Source organism: Streptomyces sp. APSN-46.1, from assembly GCF_022815725.1.
GTDB lineage: Bacteria > Actinomycetota > Actinomycetes > Streptomycetales > Streptomycetaceae > Streptomyces.
In genome coordinates this window covers 1,029,548-1,050,332 of the sequence record NZ_JALGRF010000001.1, presented here as the reverse complement: position 1 = coordinate 1,050,332, position 20,785 = coordinate 1,029,548, and the positions used below count along the sequence as shown (strand labels likewise).

General features: G+C 71.1%; 15 protein-coding genes. 8 read left to right on the top strand and 7 right to left on the bottom strand.

Translation table 11 applies throughout. From position 1 onward, the window contains the following. The first annotated feature begins 3 nt into the window (after positions 1 to 3). Positions 4 to 819 carry a phytanoyl-CoA dioxygenase family protein gene (locus MTF65_RS04700; protein ID WP_243626910.1) on the top strand — a complete coding sequence of 272 codons (816 nt, stop codon included), beginning with the start codon at positions 4 to 6 and terminating at the stop codon, positions 817 to 819. A 47-nt stretch (positions 820 to 866) separates the two neighbouring features. Then, positions 867 to 1,175, top strand: a complete 309-nt coding sequence (locus MTF65_RS04695; protein ID WP_243627314.1) for a hypothetical protein — start codon at positions 867 to 869, stop codon at positions 1,173 to 1,175. Here the strand turns inward: MTF65_RS04695 and mmsB are convergent. From mmsB to chvE, 3 genes are all read right to left on the bottom strand, one after another. Further along, a complete protein-coding gene (gene mmsB, locus MTF65_RS04690) occupies positions 1,148 to 2,383 on the bottom strand; it encodes a multiple monosaccharide ABC transporter permease (RefSeq protein WP_243626909.1) in 1,236 nt (411 codons plus the stop codon). The two genes, MTF65_RS04695 and mmsB, sit on opposite strands and share 28 nt — an antisense overlap. A 3-nt stretch (positions 2,384 to 2,386) precedes the next feature. Next, positions 2,387 to 3,952, bottom strand: coding sequence for a multiple monosaccharide ABC transporter ATP-binding protein (gene mmsA / locus MTF65_RS04685; RefSeq protein WP_243626908.1), 1,566 nt, complete (start codon positions 3,950 to 3,952; stop codon positions 2,387 to 2,389). A gap of 102 nt (positions 3,953 to 4,054) precedes the next feature. Then, complete coding sequence (gene chvE, locus MTF65_RS04680; protein ID WP_243626907.1) at positions 4,055 to 5,158, bottom strand: multiple monosaccharide ABC transporter substrate-binding protein; 1,104 nt, start codon at positions 5,156 to 5,158, stop codon at positions 4,055 to 4,057. A gap of 444 nt (positions 5,159 to 5,602) precedes the next feature. Here chvE and MTF65_RS04675 point away from each other — a divergent pair, with 444 nt between their 5' ends. The 4 genes from MTF65_RS04675 (at position 5,603) to yicI (ending at position 13,275) form a co-directional block, all read left to right on the top strand. Further along, a complete protein-coding gene (locus MTF65_RS04675) occupies positions 5,603 to 8,620 on the top strand; it encodes a glycoside hydrolase family 3 protein (RefSeq protein ID WP_243626906.1) in 3,018 nt (1,005 codons plus the stop codon). A 73-nt stretch (positions 8,621 to 8,693) separates the two neighbouring features. Next, on the top strand, positions 8,694 to 9,683 hold the full coding sequence (locus tag MTF65_RS04670; protein ID WP_243626905.1) for an acetylxylan esterase: 990 nt from the start codon (positions 8,694 to 8,696) through the stop codon (positions 9,681 to 9,683). After that, entirely contained in the window at positions 9,680 to 10,996 is a 1,317-nt protein-coding gene (locus tag MTF65_RS04665) for a family 1 glycosylhydrolase (protein ID WP_243626904.1), read from the top strand. Before MTF65_RS04670 ends, MTF65_RS04665 begins: the two co-directional genes overlap by 4 nt. Continuing rightward, on the top strand, positions 10,993 to 13,275 hold the full coding sequence (yicI, locus tag MTF65_RS04660) for an alpha-xylosidase (protein ID WP_243626903.1): 2,283 nt from the start codon (positions 10,993 to 10,995) through the stop codon (positions 13,273 to 13,275). Before MTF65_RS04665 ends, yicI begins: the two co-directional genes overlap by 4 nt. Before the next feature lie 60 nt (positions 13,276 to 13,335). Here the strand turns inward: yicI and xylA are convergent, their stop codons facing one another. Next, the gene (gene xylA / locus MTF65_RS04655) at positions 13,336 to 14,508 is read right to left on the bottom strand and encodes a xylose isomerase (RefSeq protein ID WP_243626902.1); all 1,173 of its coding nucleotides are present in this window, start codon (positions 14,506 to 14,508) and stop codon (positions 13,336 to 13,338) included. A gap of 93 nt (positions 14,509 to 14,601) precedes the next feature. On the opposite strand from xylA, the gene xylB reads away from it, so the two are divergent. Together xylB and MTF65_RS04645 are read left to right on the top strand one after the other, a co-directional pair. Next, positions 14,602 to 16,032: a xylulokinase gene (xylB, locus tag MTF65_RS04650; protein WP_243626901.1), complete on the top strand. Its 1,431-nt coding sequence runs from the start codon at positions 14,602 to 14,604 to the stop codon at positions 16,030 to 16,032. A 13-nt stretch (positions 16,033 to 16,045) separates the two neighbouring features. Then, the gene (locus MTF65_RS04645; protein WP_243626900.1) at positions 16,046 to 17,257 is read left to right on the top strand and encodes an ROK family protein; all 1,212 of its coding nucleotides are present in this window, start codon (positions 16,046 to 16,048) and stop codon (positions 17,255 to 17,257) included. Between the two features lie 22 nt (positions 17,258 to 17,279). Here MTF65_RS04645 and MTF65_RS04640 read toward each other — a convergent pair whose 3' ends face one another. The 3 genes from MTF65_RS04640 to MTF65_RS04630 are packed head-to-tail and all read right to left on the bottom strand — an operon-like array spanning position 17,280 to position 20,709. Continuing rightward, positions 17,280 to 17,981: a FadR/GntR family transcriptional regulator gene (locus MTF65_RS04640; RefSeq protein WP_243626899.1), complete on the bottom strand. Its 702-nt coding sequence runs from the start codon at positions 17,979 to 17,981 to the stop codon at positions 17,280 to 17,282. A gap of 50 nt (positions 17,982 to 18,031) precedes the next feature. Continuing rightward, entirely contained in the window at positions 18,032 to 19,075 is a 1,044-nt protein-coding gene (locus tag MTF65_RS04635; protein ID WP_243626898.1) for an ABC transporter permease, read from the bottom strand. 2 nt (positions 19,076 to 19,077) lie between these two features. Beyond that, positions 19,078 to 20,709 (bottom strand): sugar ABC transporter ATP-binding protein, encoded by a 1,632-nt coding sequence (locus tag MTF65_RS04630; RefSeq protein ID WP_243626897.1) that lies wholly within the window; start codon positions 20,707 to 20,709, stop codon positions 19,078 to 19,080. Positions 20,710 to 20,785: the final 76 nt, after the last annotated feature.

Below are 20,785 nucleotides of genomic sequence, written 5' to 3'. Positions count from 1 at the left end.
GCCATGGAGAACAGGCAAGAACTACTCGATTCGGTGCAGATGGCGCGGTTCGTGGCGCGTGGGTCGCTGCGACTGGACGCCGTGGTCCCGGCGGAAATGAACACCGAGGGCTTGGCGGTACTGGCCGAGGGGGTGCCGCCGGTGCGGTACGGGACGCCGCTGTCCGAGGCCTATGCGGAGGGATCCTTCGTCCGTCGGCTGCTGGAGCTTCCGCAGGTGGCAGGGGCCCTGCACAGCCTCGTGGGCCCGGAGCCGTGGGTGGATCACCACTTCGTGCACACCCGCGAGCCCCACGGCGGCGACGCGCAGCCGCTGCACGGGGACGCCATCATCGACGTCCGGCCGGACGCCTTCGACGTGCAGTTGATGTATTTTCCGCAGGCGGTGACGCTGGAGATGGGCGGAACGCTCACCGTGCCGGGCAGCCACCTCCGGCGGATCAACGAGTCCGACACCGGCCGCTACCAGAACCTGCGCGGCCAGGACCGACTGGTCTGCCCGGCCGGGACGGTGGTGTTTCTGCACCACGGCCTCTGGCACGCGGGCCGGCGCAACGACAGCGACGCGATGCGCTACATGTTCAAGATCCGCTTCAATCCCAGGGTGCGTCAACAGCGCCTGTGGAACACCTCGGATCTCGACGACCCGCAGGTGGCCGCGGAGCTGGACTCGATGTTCCCGTGGTACGAGGCGGCGACCGGTCGGCTGGAGCGGTACAACAGAATCCTGCTGTGGCGGGTGCTGACCGGCGACGACGACTTCGACCTCGACCACTGGGTGACCAGGGTTTCCAACCGCCCTGCGGAGGCACAGGCATGACGACCGAAGCGATCCTCCCCGAGCGGGCGGAAGGCACCGCGCCGGTGCTGCGGCAGCAGGTGCTGGTCCTGTACTCGGCCACCTCGGCGCTGGACTCCCATGTCGTGGGCTGGTCGCTGTACGACGGCACGGGCCGCACCTCGCCGACCACGGGCGACAGCGACGAGCCGCCGTACGAGTCGGGGGTGGCGGCGCTCCGGGCGGGCTGGCGGCTGATCCAGGCCGCTCAGCTGATCCCGCCGTACCCGGGTCATGAGTACGACGTCTCCTTCCTCAAGCACGAGTTCTTCTTCGAGCGGATCGTCGACGCGCGAGCGGAGCCGCAAGGTCAGGCCCCGGCCTTGCGCTTGTTGTAGACGTCGAAGCCGACGGCCGCCAGCAGTACCAGGCCCTTGATCACCTGCTGGTAGTCGGTACCCACGCCGACCAGCGACATGCCGTTGTTCAGCACACCCAGCACCAGACCGCCGATGAGCGCACCGAGGACGGTTCCCACACCGCCGCTCGCGGAGGCGCCGCCGATGAACGCGGCGGCGATCGCCTCCAACTCGAAGTTGATGCCGGCCTGCGGCGTACCGGCGTTGAGCCGCGCGGCGAAGACCATCCCGGCCAGGGCCGCGAGGACGCCCATGTTCACGAAGGCGAGGAATACGACCCGCTTGCTCTTCACCCCGGACAGCCGCGCCGCCGCCTCGTTGCCGCCGATGGCGTAGGTGTGCCGGCCGAGGATCGAGTTGCGCATCACGTATCCGAAGCCGACCAGCAGGACGCCGAGGATCAGCAGGACGATCGGCACCCCGTGGTAGCTGGCCAGCAGCAGCGTGAAGGCCACCACGGCCGCGGTGATCGCGCCGAGCTTCACCAGGAACAGCCCGGCCGGGAGCGGTTCCAGCCCGTACGAGGCGGCCCGCCGCCGTCCGCGCACCTCCTGAAGGATCGCGACGGCCAGCACCGCGAGGCCCAGCAGCAGGGTGAGGTTGTGGTAGTCGGTGCGGGGGCCGACCGCGGGGAGGAAGCCGCTGCTGATGTTCTGGAAGCCCTTGGGGAACGGCGCCACCGACTGACCCTGGAGGAGGATCTGGGTCCCACCGCGGAACAGCAGCATGCCGGCCAGCGTGACGATGAACGAGGGGATCCCGAGATAGGCGATCCAGAACCCCTGCCAGGCTCCGGCGAGAGCCCCGATCAGCAGCGCGGCCACGAGCGCCACGGGCCACGGCACCTGGTGCTTGACCATCATTACCGCCGCGGCCGCCCCGACGAAGGCGGCGAGCGACCCGACCGACAGGTCGATGTGCCCGGCGATGATGACGATCATCATGCCGATGGCCAGGATGAGGATGTAGCCGTTCTGCTGGATCAGATTGGTGATGTTGAGCGGCTGGAGCAGGATGCCGCCCGTCCAGATCTGGAACAGCAGCACGATCAGCGCCAGCGCGAGCAGCATCCCGTACTGGCGCAGGTTGCCGCGCAGCGCTCGGGCCAGTACGGCACCGGCGGACGGACGTCGGCCGGTCTCCGGTGTGGCGGGCGTGGTCTCTGGGGTGGTCTCGGTCTGGGCCATGCCTCACACCTGCTTGTCGGGGGATGCCGCGCTCATGGTCATGAGCCGCATGAGGGATTCCTGGGTGGCTTCCGCGCGGGTCACCTCACCGGTGATCCGGCCTTCGGCCATGGTGTAGATCCGGTCGCACAGGCCCAGGAGCTCGGGGAGTTCGGAGGAGATGACGAGTACCGTCTTGCCCTGGGCGGCGAGTTCGGCGATGACGGTGTAGATCTCCGCCTTGGCGCCGATGTCGATGCCCCGGGTGGGTTCGTCGAGGATCAGCGCCTCCGGCTCGGCGAAGATCCACTTGCTGAGGACGACCTTCTGCTGGTTGCCGCCGCTGAGCTTGCCGGTCTCCGCGAACACCGAGGGGGCCTTGATGTTCAAGGTCCGCCGGAACGATTCGGCGATCCGGGCCTCCTCGTGCCGGTCGACCCAGCCCCGCCGGGCGACCTTGCCGAGGGCGCTCAGCGAGATGTTCCGGCTGATGTCGTCGTTGAGGTGGAGGCCGAACTGCTTGCGGTCCTCGGTCACGTACGCGATGCCGTGCCCGATCGCCTCCGGCACCGTCCGGGTACGGATCTCCCGGCCGTGCAGCCGCACCCGGCCGCCGGTCCACCGTCCGTACGAGCGGCCGAAGACGCTCATGGCCAGTTCGGTGCGGCCGGCGCCCATGAGGCCGGCGATGCCGACGATCTCGCCTCGACGGACGTTCAGCGAGGCGCCGTCGACCACCTTGCGCCGGTGGTCGATCGGGTGTTGGACGCTCCAGTCCTCGATCTCGAAGGCGACCTCGCCGATCTCCGCCCCTGGTGCCGAGTAGGGCTGCCGCTCGGGGTAGCGGTGTTCCAGGTCGCGGCCGACCATGCCACGGATGATCCGCTCCTCGGAGATGCCCTCGGGACCGATCGCGATGGTCTCGATGGTCCGCCCGTCGCGCAGGATGGTGACGGCGTCGGCGACCCGGGCGATCTCGTTCAGTTTGTGCGAGATGAGGATGCAGGAGATGCCCTGGGCCTTGAGTTCGAGGATCAGGTCGAGCAGCTTGCGGCTGTCCTCGTCGTTCAGGGCGGCCGTCGGCTCATCCAGGATGAGCAGCTTGACCTTCTTGGCGAGCGCCTTGGCGATCTCGACCAACTGCTGTTTGCCCACGCCGAGGTCGGCGATCCTGGTGTGCGGGCTCTCGTCGAGTCCGACCTGCCGGATCAGTGCGGCGGCGTGGGTCAGCGTCCGGTGCCAGCTGATGACGCCCCGGGTGGCGTGCTCGTTGCCGAGGAAGATGTTCTCGGCGATGGACAGGTAGGGCACCAGCGCGAGTTCCTGGTGGATGATCACGATGCCGCGCTGCTCACTGGCCCGGATGTCCCGGAACCGGCAGGGATCGCCCTCGAAGTAGATCTCGCCCTGGTAGCCGCCGTGGGGGTGGACCCCGCTGAGTACCTTCATCAGGGTGGACTTGCCGGCGCCGTTCTCACCGCAGACGGCGTGCACCTCACCGGCGGCTACGGTCAGGTTGACCTCGGAGAGAGCCTTGACACCCGGAAACGTCTTGCTGATCGACCGCATCTCGAGAACGGGTCGTGCCATGGTTGTGCATCCGTATCGTCGGGGCGGTGCGGTGCCGGGCGGTCTCCCGGGCGTCGCACCGCCGGTTCGGCGTCGCAGGGCCCGTCGGTCGGGGCCCGTGGGCTACTTGAGCTGGTCCGCGGTGTACTGGCCGCTGTCCACCAGGACCTTCTGGTAGTTCTCCTTGTCGACGCTGACCGGCTGGAGCAGCTGCGCCGGTACGGTCTTGACGCCGTTGTCGTACTGGTCGGTGTCGTTGACCTCGGGCTTGCCGCCGGTCAGCAGCGCGTCGCCCATCTGGACCGCCGCCTTGGCCAGTTGGCGGGTGTCCTTGTAAACGGTCTGGGTCTGCTCGCCCGCGGTGATCGACTTCACCGAGGCCAGCTCGGCGTCCTGGCCCGTGACGACGGGCAGCGCCTGGCCGGAGCCGTAGCCGACGCCCTTGAGCGAGGAGATGATGCCGATCGAGATGCCGTCGTACGGCGAGAGCACGGCGTCGACGCGGGCGGCGGTGTACGACTTGCTCAGCAGGTTGTCCATCCGGGACTGGGCGAGACCGCCGTCCCAGCGCAGTGTGGCGATCTGGTTGAGGGAGGTCTGGCCGCTCTGCACGACCAGCTTCTTGTCGTCGATGTACGGCTTGAGGACGCTCATCGCGCCGTTGTAGAAGAAGGTGGCGTTGTTGTCGTCCGGTGAGCCGGCGAACAGCTCGATGTTGAAGGGGCCCTTGCCGTCCTTGACTCCGAGCTTGTCGACGATGTAACTGCCCTGGAGGACACCGACCTTGTAGTTGTCGAAGGTCGCGTAGTAGTCGACGTTCCCGGTGCCGCGGATCAGGCGGTCGTAGGAGATGACGGGGATGTGGGCGTCGGCGGCCTTCTGCAGCACGTTGGTGAGCGAGGAACCGTCGATGGCGGCGATCACCAGCAGCTTCGCCCCCTTGGTGATCATGTTCTCCACCTGGGAGACCTGGTTCTCCACGACGTTGTCGCCGTACTGGAGGTCGGTCTTGTAACCCTTGGCCTGGAACTCCTTGACCATGTTGTTGCCGTCGTTGATCCAGCGTTCCGACGACTTGGTCGGCATCGCGATGCCGATGAGGCCGCCTTTGGCATCCCCGCCGGCCCCGCCGCCCCCGCCGTCGCCCGCTCCGTTGGCGCTCTGGCCGCAGGCTGCCAGCGACAGCGTCAGGCCCAGGGTGACAAGGCTCGCTGAAAGCTTCCGCACAGTTCCTCCAGTGATGTTCCGCGACCGGCACGGTGCGACCCGGCTGGGAGAACCGGAAGCGGTCGAGCGGGGCCGGCCGGGAGTGGTTTCCTCGCGCTGTGCGAAGTCGGGTTTGCAGCGGCTCCGGCCTGGCGATACCTGAGTGTTAACGCTCACAAGTGTGCCGTCAAGGGTCTGTTCAGATCACCGTTGGGCCAACAACGGCGCAGGCGGGCAGCCTTCTCGCCGGGGACGACCAGCGCGGGGCGAGCCCTCGGCGCTCACGAAGGTGCTGCGGTTCCACTCGGTTCCCATGGTGGAGGGACCCTTCCCGGCCGATGTGTCGAAGCGCTTGAAAACAAAGCCGGTTCTACCAGGGATAGTTGACAGTGGCACTGGTTCATGTCAGCGTCGAAGCGCTTCGACGAATGGTCGTAACACCCAGCCTGCCGAGGGGTTGTCCACGTGAGTTCCCTGTCCGCGCCCGCAGCCGGTCCGCCTCCTTTCCGTAATCCGGTGCTACCGCTGCGCAAGCGTGTCGACGACCTGCTCGAACGGCTCACGCTCGACGAACGGATCGCGATGCTGCACCAGTACGCACCGGCCGTCCCGCGCCTCGGCCTCGGCTCTTTCCGAACCGGCAGCGAGGCCCTGCACGGGGTCTCCTGGCTGGGGGTGGCGACCGTCTTCCCGCAGGCCGTCGGTCTCGGCGCCACCTGGGACGAGGGCCTGGTGCGCCGGGTCGCCGAGGCGGTCTCGATCGAACTGCGCGCCTTCCACCGCCACCGCCCGCCCCTCGTCGGCAGCGCTCCCCACAGCCTCCAAGCCTGGGCGCCCGTGCTGAACCTGCTGCGCGACCCGCGCTGGGGGCGCAACGAGGAGGGATATTCCGAGGACCCGGTGCACACCGGCCGTCTCGGGGAGGCGTTCTGCCGGGGCCTGTCCGGCAACCACCCGACCTACCTGCGGGTGGCCCCGGTGCTCAAGCACTTCCTCGCCTACAACAACGAGGACGACCGCTGCACCACCTCCTCCGGGCTGCGCCCGCGTGTGCTGCACGAGTACGACCTGGCTGCCTTCCGCCCCGTCGTCGAATCCGGCGCCGCGACCGGCGCCATGGCCGCCTACAACCTCGTCAATGGCCGTCCCTGCCACGTGAGCCCGCTCATCGAGTCGGAACTGCGCCGTTGGGCGGAGCCGACCGGCCACGAGCTGTTCGTGGTCAGTGACGCCGAAGCCCCGTCCAATCTGGTCGACCTGGAGGAGTACTTCGACGACCACGCCGAGTCCCACGCGGCGGCGCTCAAGGCGGGCATCGACAGCTTCACCGACCACGGCGAGGACAGCGCGACAACGGTCGGCCGTCTGCGCGAGGCCCTGGAGCGCGGCCTGATCGACGGGACCGACGTGAACCGCGCCGTCCGGAGGCAGCTGGAACTCCGCTTCCGACTCGGCGAGTTCGACCCCGAACTGGACCCCTACGCCGGTATCGGGCCCGAGGTCATCGACTGCACCGAGCACCGCGAGCTGGCGCGACATGCCGCGACCGAGTCGGTGGTGCTGCTCAAGAACGACGGCCTGCTGCCGCTCGACGCGGCGCGGACACCGCGGATCGCCGTCATCGGCCCACTCGCCGACACGCTGTGCGAGGACTGGTACAGCGGCACCCTGCCTTATGAGGTCGGCGTCGCCGCCGGACTCGCCGCGGCGCTAAGCGGCCTCGGGGAAGTGGGATGCGTTTCCGCGTTGTCCGGCGCGGTGCATCGCAAGGCGGAGCAGTGCCCTTGTACTGGACGTACTCGGGTGCTGCGACAACGCGGCGAGGTGCCGTGCCGGGCGGCGCGGGGACGTGCCCCACTTCCCCGAGGCCGCTTAGGCGTCCACGGCGGCGAGGTGGTCTGCGAGGAGGGCGCCGACCGGATCGCGCTGCGCTCCGGCACCACCGGGGAACTGCTCGGCAAGACCGCCTTCGACGTGGCCGACTGGGGCCGCGGCGTACTGACCCTGCGCGCCGCCGACACCGGCCGCTACCTGAGCCTCAAGGGCGACGACTCACTGGCGGCCGACCAGGAGGTGCTCAAGAGCTGGGAGATCCACGAGACCTTCCGGCTCGAACCGGCCGGGGACGGCGCCGTGCTGCTGCGCTCCGTGCTCACCGGACGCTACGCCGCCGTGGACCCGGCCGACGGCCGGGTGACCGTCACGGCCTCGACCCCGGACGCCGCCGAGCGCTGGCAGCGGGAACTGCTGCGCGACGGCGCGGCCGAGGCACGGGCGGCCGCGGAGACGGCCGACGCGGCGGTCGTCGTCCTCGGCAACCACCCGATGGTCAACGGCCGCGAGACCGAGGACCGCGCGGGCCTCGACCTGCCCGAGACGCAGGAGGCACTGCTGCGCACGGTCGCGGCCGTCTGCCCTGATACGGCGCTGGTGGTGATGAGCAGCTACCCGTACGCCGTCGACTGGGCCGACGAGCACCTGCCCGCCGTGGTGTGGACCTCCCACGGTGGGCAGGAGACGGGCCATGCGCTGGCAGCGGTGCTGCTCGGGGAGGCCGAGCCCGCCGGCCGCCTGCCGCAGACCTGGTACCGGGGCGAGGACCCGTTGCCGGAGCCGCTCGACTACGACATCATCAAGGCCGGCTGGACCTACCAGTACCACCGGGCCGCGCCCCTCTATCCCTTCGGCCACGGGCTGTCCTACACCGACTTCGCCTACCGCGACCTGAGCCTGTCGCAGCCGTCGATCGGCCAGGACGGTTCGGTTGACGTCACGGTGACACTGGCCAACATCGGCCGACGGACCGGCAGCGAGGTGGTCCAGCTCTACGTCCGGGCGCTGGACGCCCGCTACGAGGCCCCCCGGCGGCGCCTCGCCGACTTCCGCAAGGTCCGTCTGGGGCCGGGCGAGAGCCGGGAACTGACGTTCTCGCTCCCAGCCGACCGGCTCGCCCACTGGTCCATCGCGACCGGCGCCTTCACCGTCGACCCCGGCGGATACGAGATCACCGCCGGCCGCTCCGCCGAGCACCCGGTCCTCACCGCACAGCTCACAGTGACCGGGGCGGCCCCCGCGCCCCGCGTGGTCGTCGGCCGACGAACCCTGACCGTCGACTTCGACGACCACGCGGACACCACCATCGTCGACGCCACCCGCACCAGCGGCGACGCGGTGACCCCGGCCGATCCGGCGCGGCCCGCGACGCTTCTCTTCCGCGACGTCGATCTCTCCGGGGCGGTCCGGGTGGAGGCCGAGACCGCCCTCGAGAAGGCGGGTTGCGGAGAGGCGCGGCTGGAACTCCGCGCTGGTGACCGGCTGTTGGCGGAGATCGACGTTCCCGTCACCGGCGACCGCTACACGTGGACGACCGTCGCGGCCGAGCTCGCCGCTCCGCCGGCCGGCGTCCACGACCTGCGGCTGACGCTGCACGGCGGCTTCCGCCTGGCCGCCTTCGGCTTCACCACGTCCGGCGGGACCGACTGAGGCCCGCACCCGCGAGACCGGCGGCCCGTCCGGGGGGCGGGCCGCCACCCCATTCCGACCGGAGGAAGCTCCCATGCCGCTCACAGACCTCAGCGTGGACGAACTCATCCGCTACCGGCCAGAGTTGTCCGATCCGACGGGTTTCGACGCCTTCTGGCGGCGGACCCTTGCCGAAGCCCGGTCGCACGACGGGGCGATCAAGGTCGAACGGGTCACCGCCCAGCATCTGTTGAGCACCGTCGAGGTCGACGACGTGCGCTTCCCCGGCTGGAACGGCGAGCCGGTGGCCGCCTGGCTGCTGCGCCCGCGCAACGCGGCCGGACCGCTGCCGGTCGTCGTCACCTACATGGGCTACGGCGGCGGACGGGGACTGCCCACCGACCACCTGTTCTGGTCCGCCGCGGGCTACGCCCAACTCGTCGTCGACAGCCGGGGCCAGGGCCACGACACCCCGGACCGGGGCGTGGGCGACGGCACGCAGTGGGTCGGGGGCTTCATGACCCGCGGCATCGACTCTCCCGACACCTACTACTACCGGCGATTGGTCACCGACTGCGTGCGAGCCGTGGACGCGGCCGCGGAGCTGCCCGGACTCGACGGCCGTCGGATCGTGGTGGCCGGAGCCAGCCAGGGCGGCGGTCTGGCGCTCGCCGTCGCCGGTCTCGCCGGGGACCGCGTGGCGGCGGCGATGCCGGACGTCCCGTTCCTGTGCCACTTCCGCCGCGCTGCCGCGATCTGCGGCGACGGCCCGTACCAGGAGATCGCCACGTACCTGCGCTGGCACAGCCGCCACCGCGTGGAGCCGGCCTTCGCCACCCTCGACCACTTCGACGGCGTCCACTTCGCCCGGCGGGCCACCGCGCCGACGGTGTTCAGCGTGGGCCTGATGGACCCGGTCTGCCCGCCCTCCACGGTCTACGCCGCCTTCAATCACTACGCGGGCGAGGACCGCACCATGACCGTGTGGCCGTTCGGCGACCACGGGGGCGGCTGCGGCTCCAACCCGCCCGTCCAACTGGCCTGGCTGCGCGAGCGCGGCCTGGCGCCGGAGCTCTGCCCATGAGCACCCCGGCGATCCCGGAACTGCCCACCGGATTCCGTTTCGGTGCCGCGACCGCCGCCTACCAGATCGAGGGCGCCCACGACGAGGACGTCGCACTGCTGCACGAGCTCGGCGTCGACAGTTACCGTTTCTCGATCGCCTGGCCCCGCCTGCTGCCCCGGGGCACCGGACCGGCCAACCCCAAGGGCCTGGACTTCTACGACCGCCTGATCGACGAGCTGTTGGCCGCCGGAGTCGCCCCCGCCGTCACCCTCTACCACTGGGACCTGCCCCAAGCCCTGGAGACTCCGTCCGACAGCGGCTCCGCCGCGGGCGGTGGCTGGCGGGTCCGGGAGACCGCCGAGGCCTTCGCGCAGTACGCGGCCCTCGCGGCCGAGCGCTACGGGGACCGGGTGGAGCGCTGGATCACCCTCAACGAGCCGTACTGCTCTGCCTTCGTCGGCTACGCCGAGGGGCGGCACGCACCCGGTGCCGAGGAGGGCCGCGGCGCGCTGGCGGCCGCCCACCACCTGCTGGTCGCCCACGGCCTCGCGGTACGGGAGCTGCGCGCCGCGGGCGCCCAGGAGATCGGGATCACCCTCAACCTCGACCGCATCCATCTCGCCTCCGCCCTCCCCGAGGACCGGGCCGCCCTGCGCCGTGCCAAGGTCCTCCACAACGAGGTCTGGACCGAGCCGCTCCTCGCGGGCCGCTACCCCGCGCACGAGGCCGAGACCTGGGCCGGCCTCGCCGACGGCCCCTGGCGACTGCCGGGCGACCTGGAGCTGATCGGCGCCCCGCTGGACTTCCTCGGCGTCAACTTCTACCGCCCGGTGACGTTCGCCGCCGCCCCCCACCGCGAGGCCGACCCCGAAGTGCGCACCGCCGTGGACATCGGCGTCACTGAGCTGGACCGGTACAGGGCCCGGCACACCACCATGGGATGGCCCGTCGTCCCGGACGCGCTCACAGAGTTGCTCCGTGAACTCCACGCCCGCTACCCGCGGCTTCCGCCGGTCTGGATCACCGAGAACGGCTCCGCCGAGGGCGACACCGTCGGCCCCGACGGCCGGGTCCACGACACCGAGCGGATCGACTACCTCGCGGACCACCTCGCCGCCGTCGCCGACGCCATCTCCGCAGGGGTGGACGTGCGCGGCTACTACGTCTGGTCGCTGCTGGACAACTTCGAGTGGGCGCGAGGCTACGGCCAGCGCTTCGGCCTGGTCCACGTCGACTACGACACCCTGACCCGAACGCCCAAGGACAGCTACCACTGGTACCGGGGCCTGATCACCGCGCACCGCGCGCGGCCGGAGGAACCCGCGCGATGAAGTTCACCGACGGTTACTGGTTGATGCGCCCGGGCGTGACCGCGCGTTACGCCACCGAGGTCGCGGACGTCCGGGCCGACGAGCACCGGATGACCCTCTACGCGCCGGTGAAGCACGTGCGCAGCCGCGGTGGCATGCTCAACAGTGCGCTTCTGACGGTCGATTGCTGGTCTCCGGCCGAGGGCGTGATCGGGGTCCGCGTCACCCACCACGCAGGTTCGGTGCGGCGCGGGCCGGAGTTCGCGCTGCCCGGCGCGCAGCGGGGCAGCGGGAAGGTGCACCGGGACGGCCCGGTGGTCGAGCTCAGTGCGGGTGAGCTGTCGCTGCGGGTGGACACCTCACAGCCGTGGCGCCTGGAGTTCGCCGCCGACGGGCAGGTGCTGACCTCCGTCGGCGAACGCGGTACCGGCTTCGTCACCGACGACACCGGGCGACACTTCATGCTCGGGCAACTATCGCTGAATGTTGGAGAGTTGATCTACGGTTTGGGGGAGCGGTTCACTCCGTTCGTCAAGAACGGGCAGGTCGTGGACATCTGGCAGGCTGACGGCGGCACCAGCAGCGAGCAGGCGTACAAGAACATCCCCTTCCACCTGACCAATCGGGGGTACGGGGTCTTCGTCAACCACCCCGGCAAGGTCAGTTACGAGGTCGGCTCCGAGTCGGTCGGCCAGGTGCAGTTCAGCGTCGAGGACCAGTCGCTGGAGTACTTCGTCGTCCACGGCCCGACCCCGAAGCAGATCCTGGAGCGTTACACCGCGCTCACCGGACGCCCCGCCCTGCCGCCGGCCTGGGCGCTCGGCCTCTGGTTGACCACCTCCTTCACCACCGACTACGACGAGGCCACCGTCAACCGCTTCGTCGACGGCATGGCCGAGCGCGGCATCCCGCTGAGCGTCTTCCACTTCGACTGCTTCTGGATGCGCGGCTACCAGTGGTGCGACTTCGCATGGGACTCCGACACCTTCCCCGACCCGGCCGGCATGCTCACCCGCCTCAAGCAGCGGGGACTGCGGATCTCCGCCTGGATCAACCCGTACATCGCGCAGAAGTCGGCGATGTTCGAGGAGGGCATGCGCGAGGGCCATCTGGTCCGCCGCCTGGACGGAAGCGTGTGGCAGTGGGACCTGTGGCAGCCCGGCATGGCCCTGGTGGACTTCACCAACCCGGCCGCCCGCGACTGGTACACCGGCAAGCTGAAGACGCTGCTCGACCAGGGCGTGGACTGCTTCAAGACCGACTTCGGGGAGCGCATCCCCACCGACGTCGTCTGGCACGACGGCGCCGACCCCGAGCGGATGCACAACTACTACACCCACCTCTACAACCAGGCCGTCTTCGCGCTGCTGCGGGTGGAACACGGCGAGGGCGAGGCGCTGCTCTTCGCCCGCTCCGCCACGGCGGGCGGCCAGCAGTATCCGGTGCACTGGGGCGGCGACTGCGAGTCGCACTTCAACGCCATGGCCGAGTCACTGCGCGGCGGGCTCTCCCTCGGCCTTTCCGGCTTCGGCTTCTGGAGCCACGACATCGGCGGCTTCGAGGGCACTCCGACCCCCACCGTCTTCAAGCGCTGGGTGCAGTTCGGTCTCCTCTCCTCGCACAGCCGCCTGCACGGCAGCAAGTCGTACCGCGTGCCGTGGGACTACGGGGAGGAGGCCGTCGAGGTCACCCGGGAGTTCACCCTGCTCAAGCACCGCCTCGCCCCCTACCTCCAGCGCGCCGCCCAACAGGCCCACGCCACCGGTATCCCCATCATGCGCGCCATGGTGCTGGAATTCCCCGACGACCCGGCCGCCGCCGCGCTCGACCGGCAGTACATGCTCGGAGACGATCTGCTCGTCGCCCCGGTCTTCACCGACGACGGCACGGTCGAGTACTACGTGCCGGAAGGAACGTGGACGAACGTTCTGACCGGCGCTCAGATCACCGGTCCCCGCTGGGTCCGCGAGCAGCACGGCTTCCACACCCTGCCGCTGCTGGCCCGCCCCGACTCCGTGATTCCGCTCGCCGCCGACGACCAGCGCCCGGTCTCCGCCTGGGCGGACGGCGTCGAACTACGGGTACACGCCTTCGCCGACGGCGCCGAGCGCACTGTGGTGATCCCGCGCTCCGACGGCCCCGGCGAGGTGGCCCGCTTCCACCTGCGCCGCCGGGGCGACCGCCTCCACGTGACCACCGACAGCCCGCATCCCTGGCAGCTCCGGTTCGGCGGGCCGACCGGAACCGTCCACGCCCAGCCCGCCGGAACCCTGGAGGCCGACCTCGCCTACCCGGCCTGAGCCGGGGAGCCGGGGAGCCGGGCCGTGGAACGTCACGGCCCGGCTCATGGGAACACCGGCTCAGCGGGCGCCGAGGAGGTGTTCGAGGGCGAGCTGGTCCAGCTGTTCGAAGGCCATGCCGCGGCGGGCGGCGGCATCGACGTCGAACTCGTCGAAGGCGGACGGGTCGGCCAGTAGCCCGGCCAGGCCGTCCTCGGCGGTGGGGAGGGCGAGTTCGGGCAGTCGGGAGGCGGCGAGCGCGGCCCGGACCTCCGGATCGGACCGGAAGGCGCGGGAACGCTCCGCCAGGAGCAGGTAGTTGCGCATGCAGGCGGCCGCCGAGGCCCAGACGCCGGCGGAGTCCTCGGTGCGCGGCGGCTTGAAGTCGAAGTGACGGGGGCCGTCGTAGCCGGCCGACTCCAGCAGGTCGACCAGCCAGAAGGCCTGGCGCAGGTCGCCCGCGCCGAAGCGCAGGTCCTGGTCGTACTTGATGCCGGTCTGGCCGTTGAGGTCGATGTGGAACAGCTTGCCGTGCCACAGGGCCTGGGCGATGCCGTGCGGGAAGTTCAGCCCGGCCATCTGCTCATGGCCGACCTCCGGGTTGAGGCCGACCCGCTCGGGCCGGTCCAACTCGTTGATGAACGCCAGGGCGTGGCCGATGGTGGGCAGCAGGATGTCGCCGCGCGGCTCGTTGGGCTTGGGCTCGATCGCGAAGCGCAGGTCGTAACCCTGGTTCTCGACGTACTCGCCCAGCAGGTCGAAGGCCTCCTTCAACCGGTCGAGGGCGGTGCGTACGTCCTTGGCCGCGCCCGACTCCGCGCCCTCGCGGCCGCCCCAGGCGACGTAGACCGAGGCGCCCAGTTCCACGGCCAGGTCGATGTTGCGGATCGTCTTGCGCAGCGCGTACCGGCGCACGTCGCGGTCGTTGGCGGTGAACGCGCCGTCCTTGAACACCGGGTGGGTGAAGAGATTGGTGGTGGCCATCGGCACCTTCAGCCCGGCCGTGTCGAGTGCGGTGCGGAAGCGCTTGACCGCCTGCTCGCGTGCGGTGTCCCCGGCGGCGAAGGGGATCAGGTCGTCGTCGTGGAACGTCACGCCGTAGGCGCCGAGTTCGGCCAGCCGCTGCACGGTCTCGACCGGGTCGAGGGCGGGTCTGGTGGCGTCGCCGAAGGGGTCCCGGCCCTGCCAGCCGACGGTCCACAGGCCGAAGGTGAACCTGTGCGCGGGAGTGGGGACGAGCGGGTCGCTGGTCATGAGGCGCTCCGGATCAGGGCCGAGGGTTATTTGTAATGACGAAAAACAAATTAGTATGCCGAGACGTCAGAAGGAACCCCACCGGAGGAACGCATGGCTGCACAGCGTGTCGTGATCGGTGTCGACAGCTCGACCCAGTCCACCAAGGCCCTCGCCGTCGACCTGGAAACCGGCGCCGTCCTGGGCGAGGGCCGCGCCGCGCACGCCGTCAGCGCGGGCGCCGGACGCGAGAGCGACCCCGAACAGTGGTGGCGGGCGCTCGGCGAGGCCATGGCACGCACCGGCTGGGCGGATCGCGCAGCCGCCTGCTCGATCGCCGGCCAGCAGCACGGCCTGGTCACCCTCGACACGGCCGGCCGGCCGGTGCGCCCGGCGCTGCTGTGGAACGACGTCCGCTCCGCCCCGCAGGCCGCCGAGCTCGCAGCCGCGTTCGGCACGGCAGAGCTCGCCCGCCGCACCGGAAGCGTCCCGACGGCCGCCTTCACGGCCCCCAAGTGGGCCTGGCTGCAAGCCAACGAGCCTGCCGCCGCCGACCGCGTCGCGGCCGTCCGGCTGCCCCACGACTTTCTGACGGAGCGGCTGACCGGCGAGGCGGTGACGGACCGCGGTGACGCGTCGGGAACCGGCTGGTGGGGCCCGGACGGCTACGACCGGGACGTCCTCGCCCGGATCGGCCTCGACCCCGGGCTACTGCCACAGGTCCTCCCGCCGGGCGCCCGCGCGGGCGCCGTCCGAGCCGGGATGCCACTGCGCGAGGGCGCGCTGGTGGCCACCGGGACCGGTGACAACATGGCCGCCGCCCTAGGGCTGGGCCTGACCCCCGGACGTCCGGTGCTGAGCCTCGGTACCTCCGGCACCGTCTACGCCGTCGGCCGGACCCGGCCCGCCGACCCGAGCGGAACCGTCGCCGGCTTCGCCGATGCCCTCGGCGGCTGGCTTCCGCTCGCCTGCACGCTCAACTGCACCCTCGCCGTCGACCGCTTCGCCGCCCTCGTCGGCCGCGACCGCGAGGACGTCGAGGGAGGCGGCACGGTCGTGGTGCTTCCCTATCTGGACGGCGAGCGCACCCCGGACCTCCCGGGCGCTTCCGGCCTGGTCCACGGCCTGCGCCACGACACCACGCCGGGCCAGCTCCTCCAGGCCGCCTACGACGGCGCCGCCCAGGCCCTGCTCGCGGCCCTGGACGAGGTGCTGCGTGCCGGAGGCGAGAACCCCGCCCCCGCCGAACCACTGCTGCTGATCGGCGGCGGAGCCCGCGGCAGGGCCTGGCAGCGGACCGTCCTGCGGCTGTCCGGCCGAGCGGTCCAGGTGCCCGAGGCACAGGAACTGGTCGCGCTCGGGGCCGCCGCCCAGGCCGCCGCACTGCTCACCGGCGAGCCTGCCGACGCTGTCGCCCGGCGCTGGCGGACCGCCGAGGGCCGGGTGCTGGAACCCGTGACCCGTGACGACGACACGCTCGAACGGATCACCAGTACGCTGCGGCGGGCGCGGGCGTTGCAGGAGGTCCCGCCGGGAGAACGATAGGAGCGTCGGCTCAATGACCGGGATAGGCAGGGCGAGCGGGGGCGTGGAGGCCGCGCCCGCCTCGCAGCAGGGGATGCGCAGGCAGAACCTCGCGGTGGTGATCGGCGCGGTCGCCGCGCACGGCCCGCTCTCCCGGGCGGACGTCGCCGGGCACACGGGCCTGACCAGGCCGGCCGTCTCCTCCATGGTCGACGAGCTCATCGGTCGCGGAGCGCTGACCGAGACGGAGACCGCGCCGAGCGGACGGGTCGGCCGCCCCGGACGGGCCCTGGCCCTGAACGATCGGGGTCCCGCGGGCCTCGGCCTGGAGATCGGCGTCACCCATCTCGCGGCGTGCGTCGTGGACCTGCGCGGTGAACCCCGGGTGTGGCGTCGGGTGGAGCGGGCCAACGCGGGCCGGCCGGCCGGGCAGGTGCTGGCGGAGGTCGCCGCGCTGGGCGCCGAGGCGGAGTCCGAGGCCGCCGCCCTCGGCCTGCGCGTCGAGGGCCGCGTCCTGGCCGTGCCGGGGGTGGTGCCGAACGAGCCCAGCGGGCTGGTCGCGAACGCGCCCAACCTGGGCTGGCAGGCAGTCCGCCCCGCCGACCACTGGCCCGACCCCGACACCGTGCCCGTGCCGGAGAACGAGGCCAACCTCGGGGCGCTGGCCGAGCAGTGGCACCAGGGACACCCCGCCGAGACCTTCGTACACGTCTCCGCCGAGGCCGGAATCGGTGCCGCACTGGTCGTCGGCGGGAAGCTGTTCAGGGGCGCCCGCGGCTTCGCGGGCGAACTCGGCCATCTGCCCGTCCACCCGGAGGGCGCCCGCTGCGCCTGCGGGGCACGCGGCTGCCTGGAGCAGTACGCGGGCGAAGCGACCGTGCTGCGCGAGGCCGGGCTCGCGCACGTCGGCGACCCGGTGGCCCTGCTGGCCGAGCGGGCACGCGCCGGGGACGCGTCGACCCTGCGCGCCCTGGACCGCGCAGGACGGGCCCTGGGCCTCGCCCTCGCCTCGGCGGTGAACCTGATCGACCCGGACGGCGTCGTTCTGGGCGGCGCCTACGCCGAACTCGCCGACTGGCTCCTCCCGTCGATCCGCGCCGAACTGGCCGCCCGGGTCACCGTCCGGCCCTGGACCCCGGAGGCGGTACGACCCTCCACCCTGGGGCGGCGCGGACCGGTGCTGGGCGCGGCATGGTCGACCGTCCGACAGATCATCGCCGATCCCACCCGCCTGCCTGCCCGCTAGTGCTGTGACCGCGTGGGGGCGGTCAGTCGTCGATGGCTCGCAGCGGGTCGTCGTTCAGACTGGCGGCCAGCCACTGCTCCACGGCCGCGATGTGGACGGTCGCGGCGGAGGCGGCCAGCAGGGCGTCGCGTGACTGGAGCGCGCCGAGGATCTGCTCGTGGTCCTGGTGGGCGTTGTCCAATGCGTGACGGGTCCGGCTGCCGCGGACGATGCGGACGCGCTGGGTGCGTGTGGAGAGTACCCGCAGAAGCATCGACAGCACGGGGTTGCCGACGGCTTCGACGATCCTGAGATGGAAGGCGATGTCGTGGGCGACGAACTCCTCCACGGTCGTGGCGGCCCGGGACCTGTCGAGGATGTCGCGCAGTTCCTGGAGGTCCTCCGGCGTCAGCACGGCAGCGGCCAGCCCGGTCGCCTGCGGTTCCAGCAGTCGACGTACCTGGAGCAGTTGCAGTGCCGTGCGGCCCTGGGAGACATCGGCGGCGAACGAAAGACTCTCCAGCAGGAGATGAGGCTCCAGGCTGGAGACGTAGGTGCCGTCGCCCTGACGGGTGATCAGGATGCGCATGGCCGTCAGCGCCCGGACGGCCTCGCGCAGCGAATTCCGGGACAAGCCGAGTTGTCCGGCGAGGATCTCCTCCTTGGGCAGGCGCGAGCCGGGCGCGAGTTCGCCGTCGAGGATCATCGCCTTGATCTTGTCGATCGCCTCGTCCGTCAGTGCCACAAACGTGCCTCTCAGTGCCGGGTATGTGCGGAGCCGCATGCGGGACGTGGCTATTCCTGCTTCTCGCCGGACGCGAATCGGGAGATGACCAGGGCGACAATGATGATGGCGCCATTGAGGAACTGGTTCCACAGGGGCGGTACGCCCGCCAGCGTCATGACGTTGACGACGAGCTGGAGGGTGAGGACGCCGGTGAGGGCGCCGAAAACGGAACCCTTGCCGCCGTTGAGGCTGACTCCGCCGATGACGGTCGCGGCGAAGACCTGGAAGATCCAGCCGCTGCCCTGTGTGGCGGAGATGGAGCCGTAGTGCCCGCTGTAAAGTATACCGGCGAACGCGGCGAGCACGCCGCCGAGGACGAGCACGACCCACACGGTGCGGTCGACGCGGATGCCCGCGGTGCGGGCGGCCTCGGCATTGCCGCCGATCGCGTACAGGGCCCGGCCGTGCCGGAGCCAGGCCAGCGCACTGCCGCCGATCGCGAAGAGCAGCGCGCACACCCAGATCGCGGCGGGCACGCCCAGCCAGGACGCCCTGCCCAGGTAGGTGAAGGACGAGGGCAGCTCGACGATGGACTGGCCTTCGGAGAGGGCCACTTGCAGTCCGCGGAGCATGGTCAGGGCGCCGAGGGTGACGATGAAGCCGTTGAGGCGCAGCTTGAGGATGAGGAAGCCGTTGACGGCGCCGATCAGCGCCCCGACCAGCAGGCAGAGCGGGACGGCCATCCACTCGGGGAAGAGGCCGAGTCCGGTGAACCGGCCCCCACTGGCGGGCAGGATCAGCCACACGGCGATGACGGGGGCCACGCCGATGGTGGACTCCAGGGACAGGTCCATCCGGCCGGCGATCAGGACGAAGGCCGTGGCGAGCACCAGCAGGCTCAGCTCGGTGGACTGCTGGGCCACACCGATCAGGTTGTCGGTAGTGAGGAAGGCCGGCGAGACGATGAACCCGATCAGGCCCAGGACGAGGATCGCCGGGACCAGGGACAGTTCACGCAAGCGCCCGAGGCCGACCCGGCGGCGGGCGGTGTCCGCCGCGGCCGGCGCCGCCGTGCTCGGTGCGTGCTCGGTGAGATCTGTGGTGGCGGACATGACTACCTTCCGTGCTCGTCTGCGCCGGATGAGGCGGGTGGGGCGGGTAGGGCGGGTAGGGCGGATGTGGGAGACGTGGTGGCAGGAGCCGGGTCGCCGGCGACGCCCTCGATGGCGGCGACGACGTCCTCGTCCTTCCATCCGTGGTCGAACTCGGCCACCACCCGCCCGTGGAACATGACGACGACCCGGTCGCAGACCTTCAGGTCGTCCAGCTCGTCGGAGACGATCAGCGCGGCCCTGCCGCCGTCCGCGACCTGCCGGATCCTGCCGAGCAGGAACTCCTTGGACTTGACGTCCACACCGTTGGTGGGGCGGATGGCCACGAGCACGTGCGGATCGGTGGCCAGGGCACGGGCGACGACGACCTTCTGCTGATTGCCGCCGGAGAGGGCGGAGACCGGGGTGGCGGCTCCGGGAGTCTTGATGTCGAGGTCCCGGATCACGCGCTGCGCGAAGGCCCTGGTGCGTGCGGGCAGCACGATGCCGAACGGGCCGAGCTGGTCGGTGGCGGTGAGCGTCGCGTTCTCCGCCACGCTGCGGTTGGCGACCAGCCCCTGACGGTGGCGATCCTCGGGGACCAGACCGACGCCGGCGGTGAGAGCGGACGGCACACTGCCGGTGCGCACGGCCTTGCCGCCGACCGAGATCCGGCCGCCCTTGGCGCGGTGCAGGCCGGCGACCGCCTCACCCACCTGCACGTTGCCGCTGGCGGTGGCGCCGGCGAGCCCGACGACCTCGCCGGAGCGTAGGGAGAGGGAGATGCCCTCGCAAGCACCGGGCAGCGTCAGGCCGCCGATCGCCAGCAGTTCCACCGAGTCGGCCCGCGTGCCCGGGTGGCGGCCGGCGGTGGCGGTGACCGTGGAGGCGGACTCGCCGGTCATGGCCTCCACCAGGGCCGGACGGCCGAGCTCGGCGACGGGCGCGGTGAGGATGTGGGCCGCGTCGCGGTAGACCGTGACCGTGGTGCAGAAGTCGTACACCTCTTGCAGGTGGTGGGAGATGAAGAGGAAGGCGACACCCTGGCGCTGGAGGTCGCGGAGTTTGCCGAAGAGGCGGCCGATGCCGCGGCCGTCGAGCTTCGCGGTCGGCTCGTCGAGGATGATGAAGCGGGCGCCGAACGACAGGGCCCGGGCGATTTCCACGAACTGCCGCTGCTCGACGGTGAGGTCCCTCGCCCGGGCGGCAGGGTCGACGTCGACGCCGTACTCGCCTAGGAGCTCCCCGGCGCGGTGGCGCAGCTGCTTCCAGCGGATGGGCTGCAGCGAGCGGCCGCTCTGCCGGTTGAGGAAGAGGTTCTCGGCGACGGTCAGCTCACCGATGATCGTGGAGCGCTGGTAGACGCAGGCGACGCGGGAGCGCCAGGCGTCGATGTCGCCGAAGGCGGGGGCCGGCTCACCGGAGAAGCGCAGCGCTCCGGTGTCGGGCTGCTGAAGGCCGGTGAGGACGGACACGAGCGTCGACTTGCCGGCGCCGTTGCGTCCGACCAGGGCGTGCGACTCGCCCGGGGCGATGGTGATACGGGCGTCGCGCAGCGCGACGGTCGCGCCGAATCGTTTGCTGATGCCGGTCGCCTCGGCCACCGGGGCCGGGGTGCCGGGGCCGGTCGCCGGGGCGGTGGCGGTGTCCGCCATGGTGGATACCGTCCTTCGTGTACGGAGGCTGGGGCGCCTAGGGGGTGTGTCCGTTCCCGACCGCGCGCGGGGTGGG

Coding starts and splice junctions, on each gene's coding strand:
- MTF65_RS04700 (WP_243626910.1), top strand. CDS start 4: ATGGAGAACAGGCAAGAACTACTCGATTCGGTGCAGATGGCGCGGTTC.
- mmsB (WP_243626909.1), bottom strand. CDS start 2,383: ATGGCCCAGACCGAGACCACCCCAGAGACCACGCCCGCCACACCGGAG.
- mmsA (WP_243626908.1), bottom strand. CDS start 3,952: ATGGCACGACCCGTTCTCGAGATGCGGTCGATCAGCAAGACGTTTCCG.
- MTF65_RS04670 (WP_243626905.1), top strand. CDS start 8,694: ATGCCGCTCACAGACCTCAGCGTGGACGAACTCATCCGCTACCGGCCA.
- MTF65_RS04665 (WP_243626904.1), top strand. CDS start 9,680: ATGAGCACCCCGGCGATCCCGGAACTGCCCACCGGATTCCGTTTCGGT.
- yicI (WP_243626903.1), top strand. CDS start 10,993: ATGAAGTTCACCGACGGTTACTGGTTGATGCGCCCGGGCGTGACCGCG.
- xylA (WP_243626902.1), bottom strand. CDS start 14,508: ATGACCAGCGACCCGCTCGTCCCCACTCCCGCGCACAGGTTCACCTTC.
- xylB (WP_243626901.1), top strand. CDS start 14,602: ATGGCTGCACAGCGTGTCGTGATCGGTGTCGACAGCTCGACCCAGTCC.
- MTF65_RS04645 (WP_243626900.1), top strand. CDS start 16,046: ATGACCGGGATAGGCAGGGCGAGCGGGGGCGTGGAGGCCGCGCCCGCC.
- MTF65_RS04635 (WP_243626898.1), bottom strand. CDS start 19,075: ATGTCCGCCACCACAGATCTCACCGAGCACGCACCGAGCACGGCGGCG.
- MTF65_RS04630 (WP_243626897.1), bottom strand. CDS start 20,709: ATGGCGGACACCGCCACCGCCCCGGCGACCGGCCCCGGCACCCCGGCC.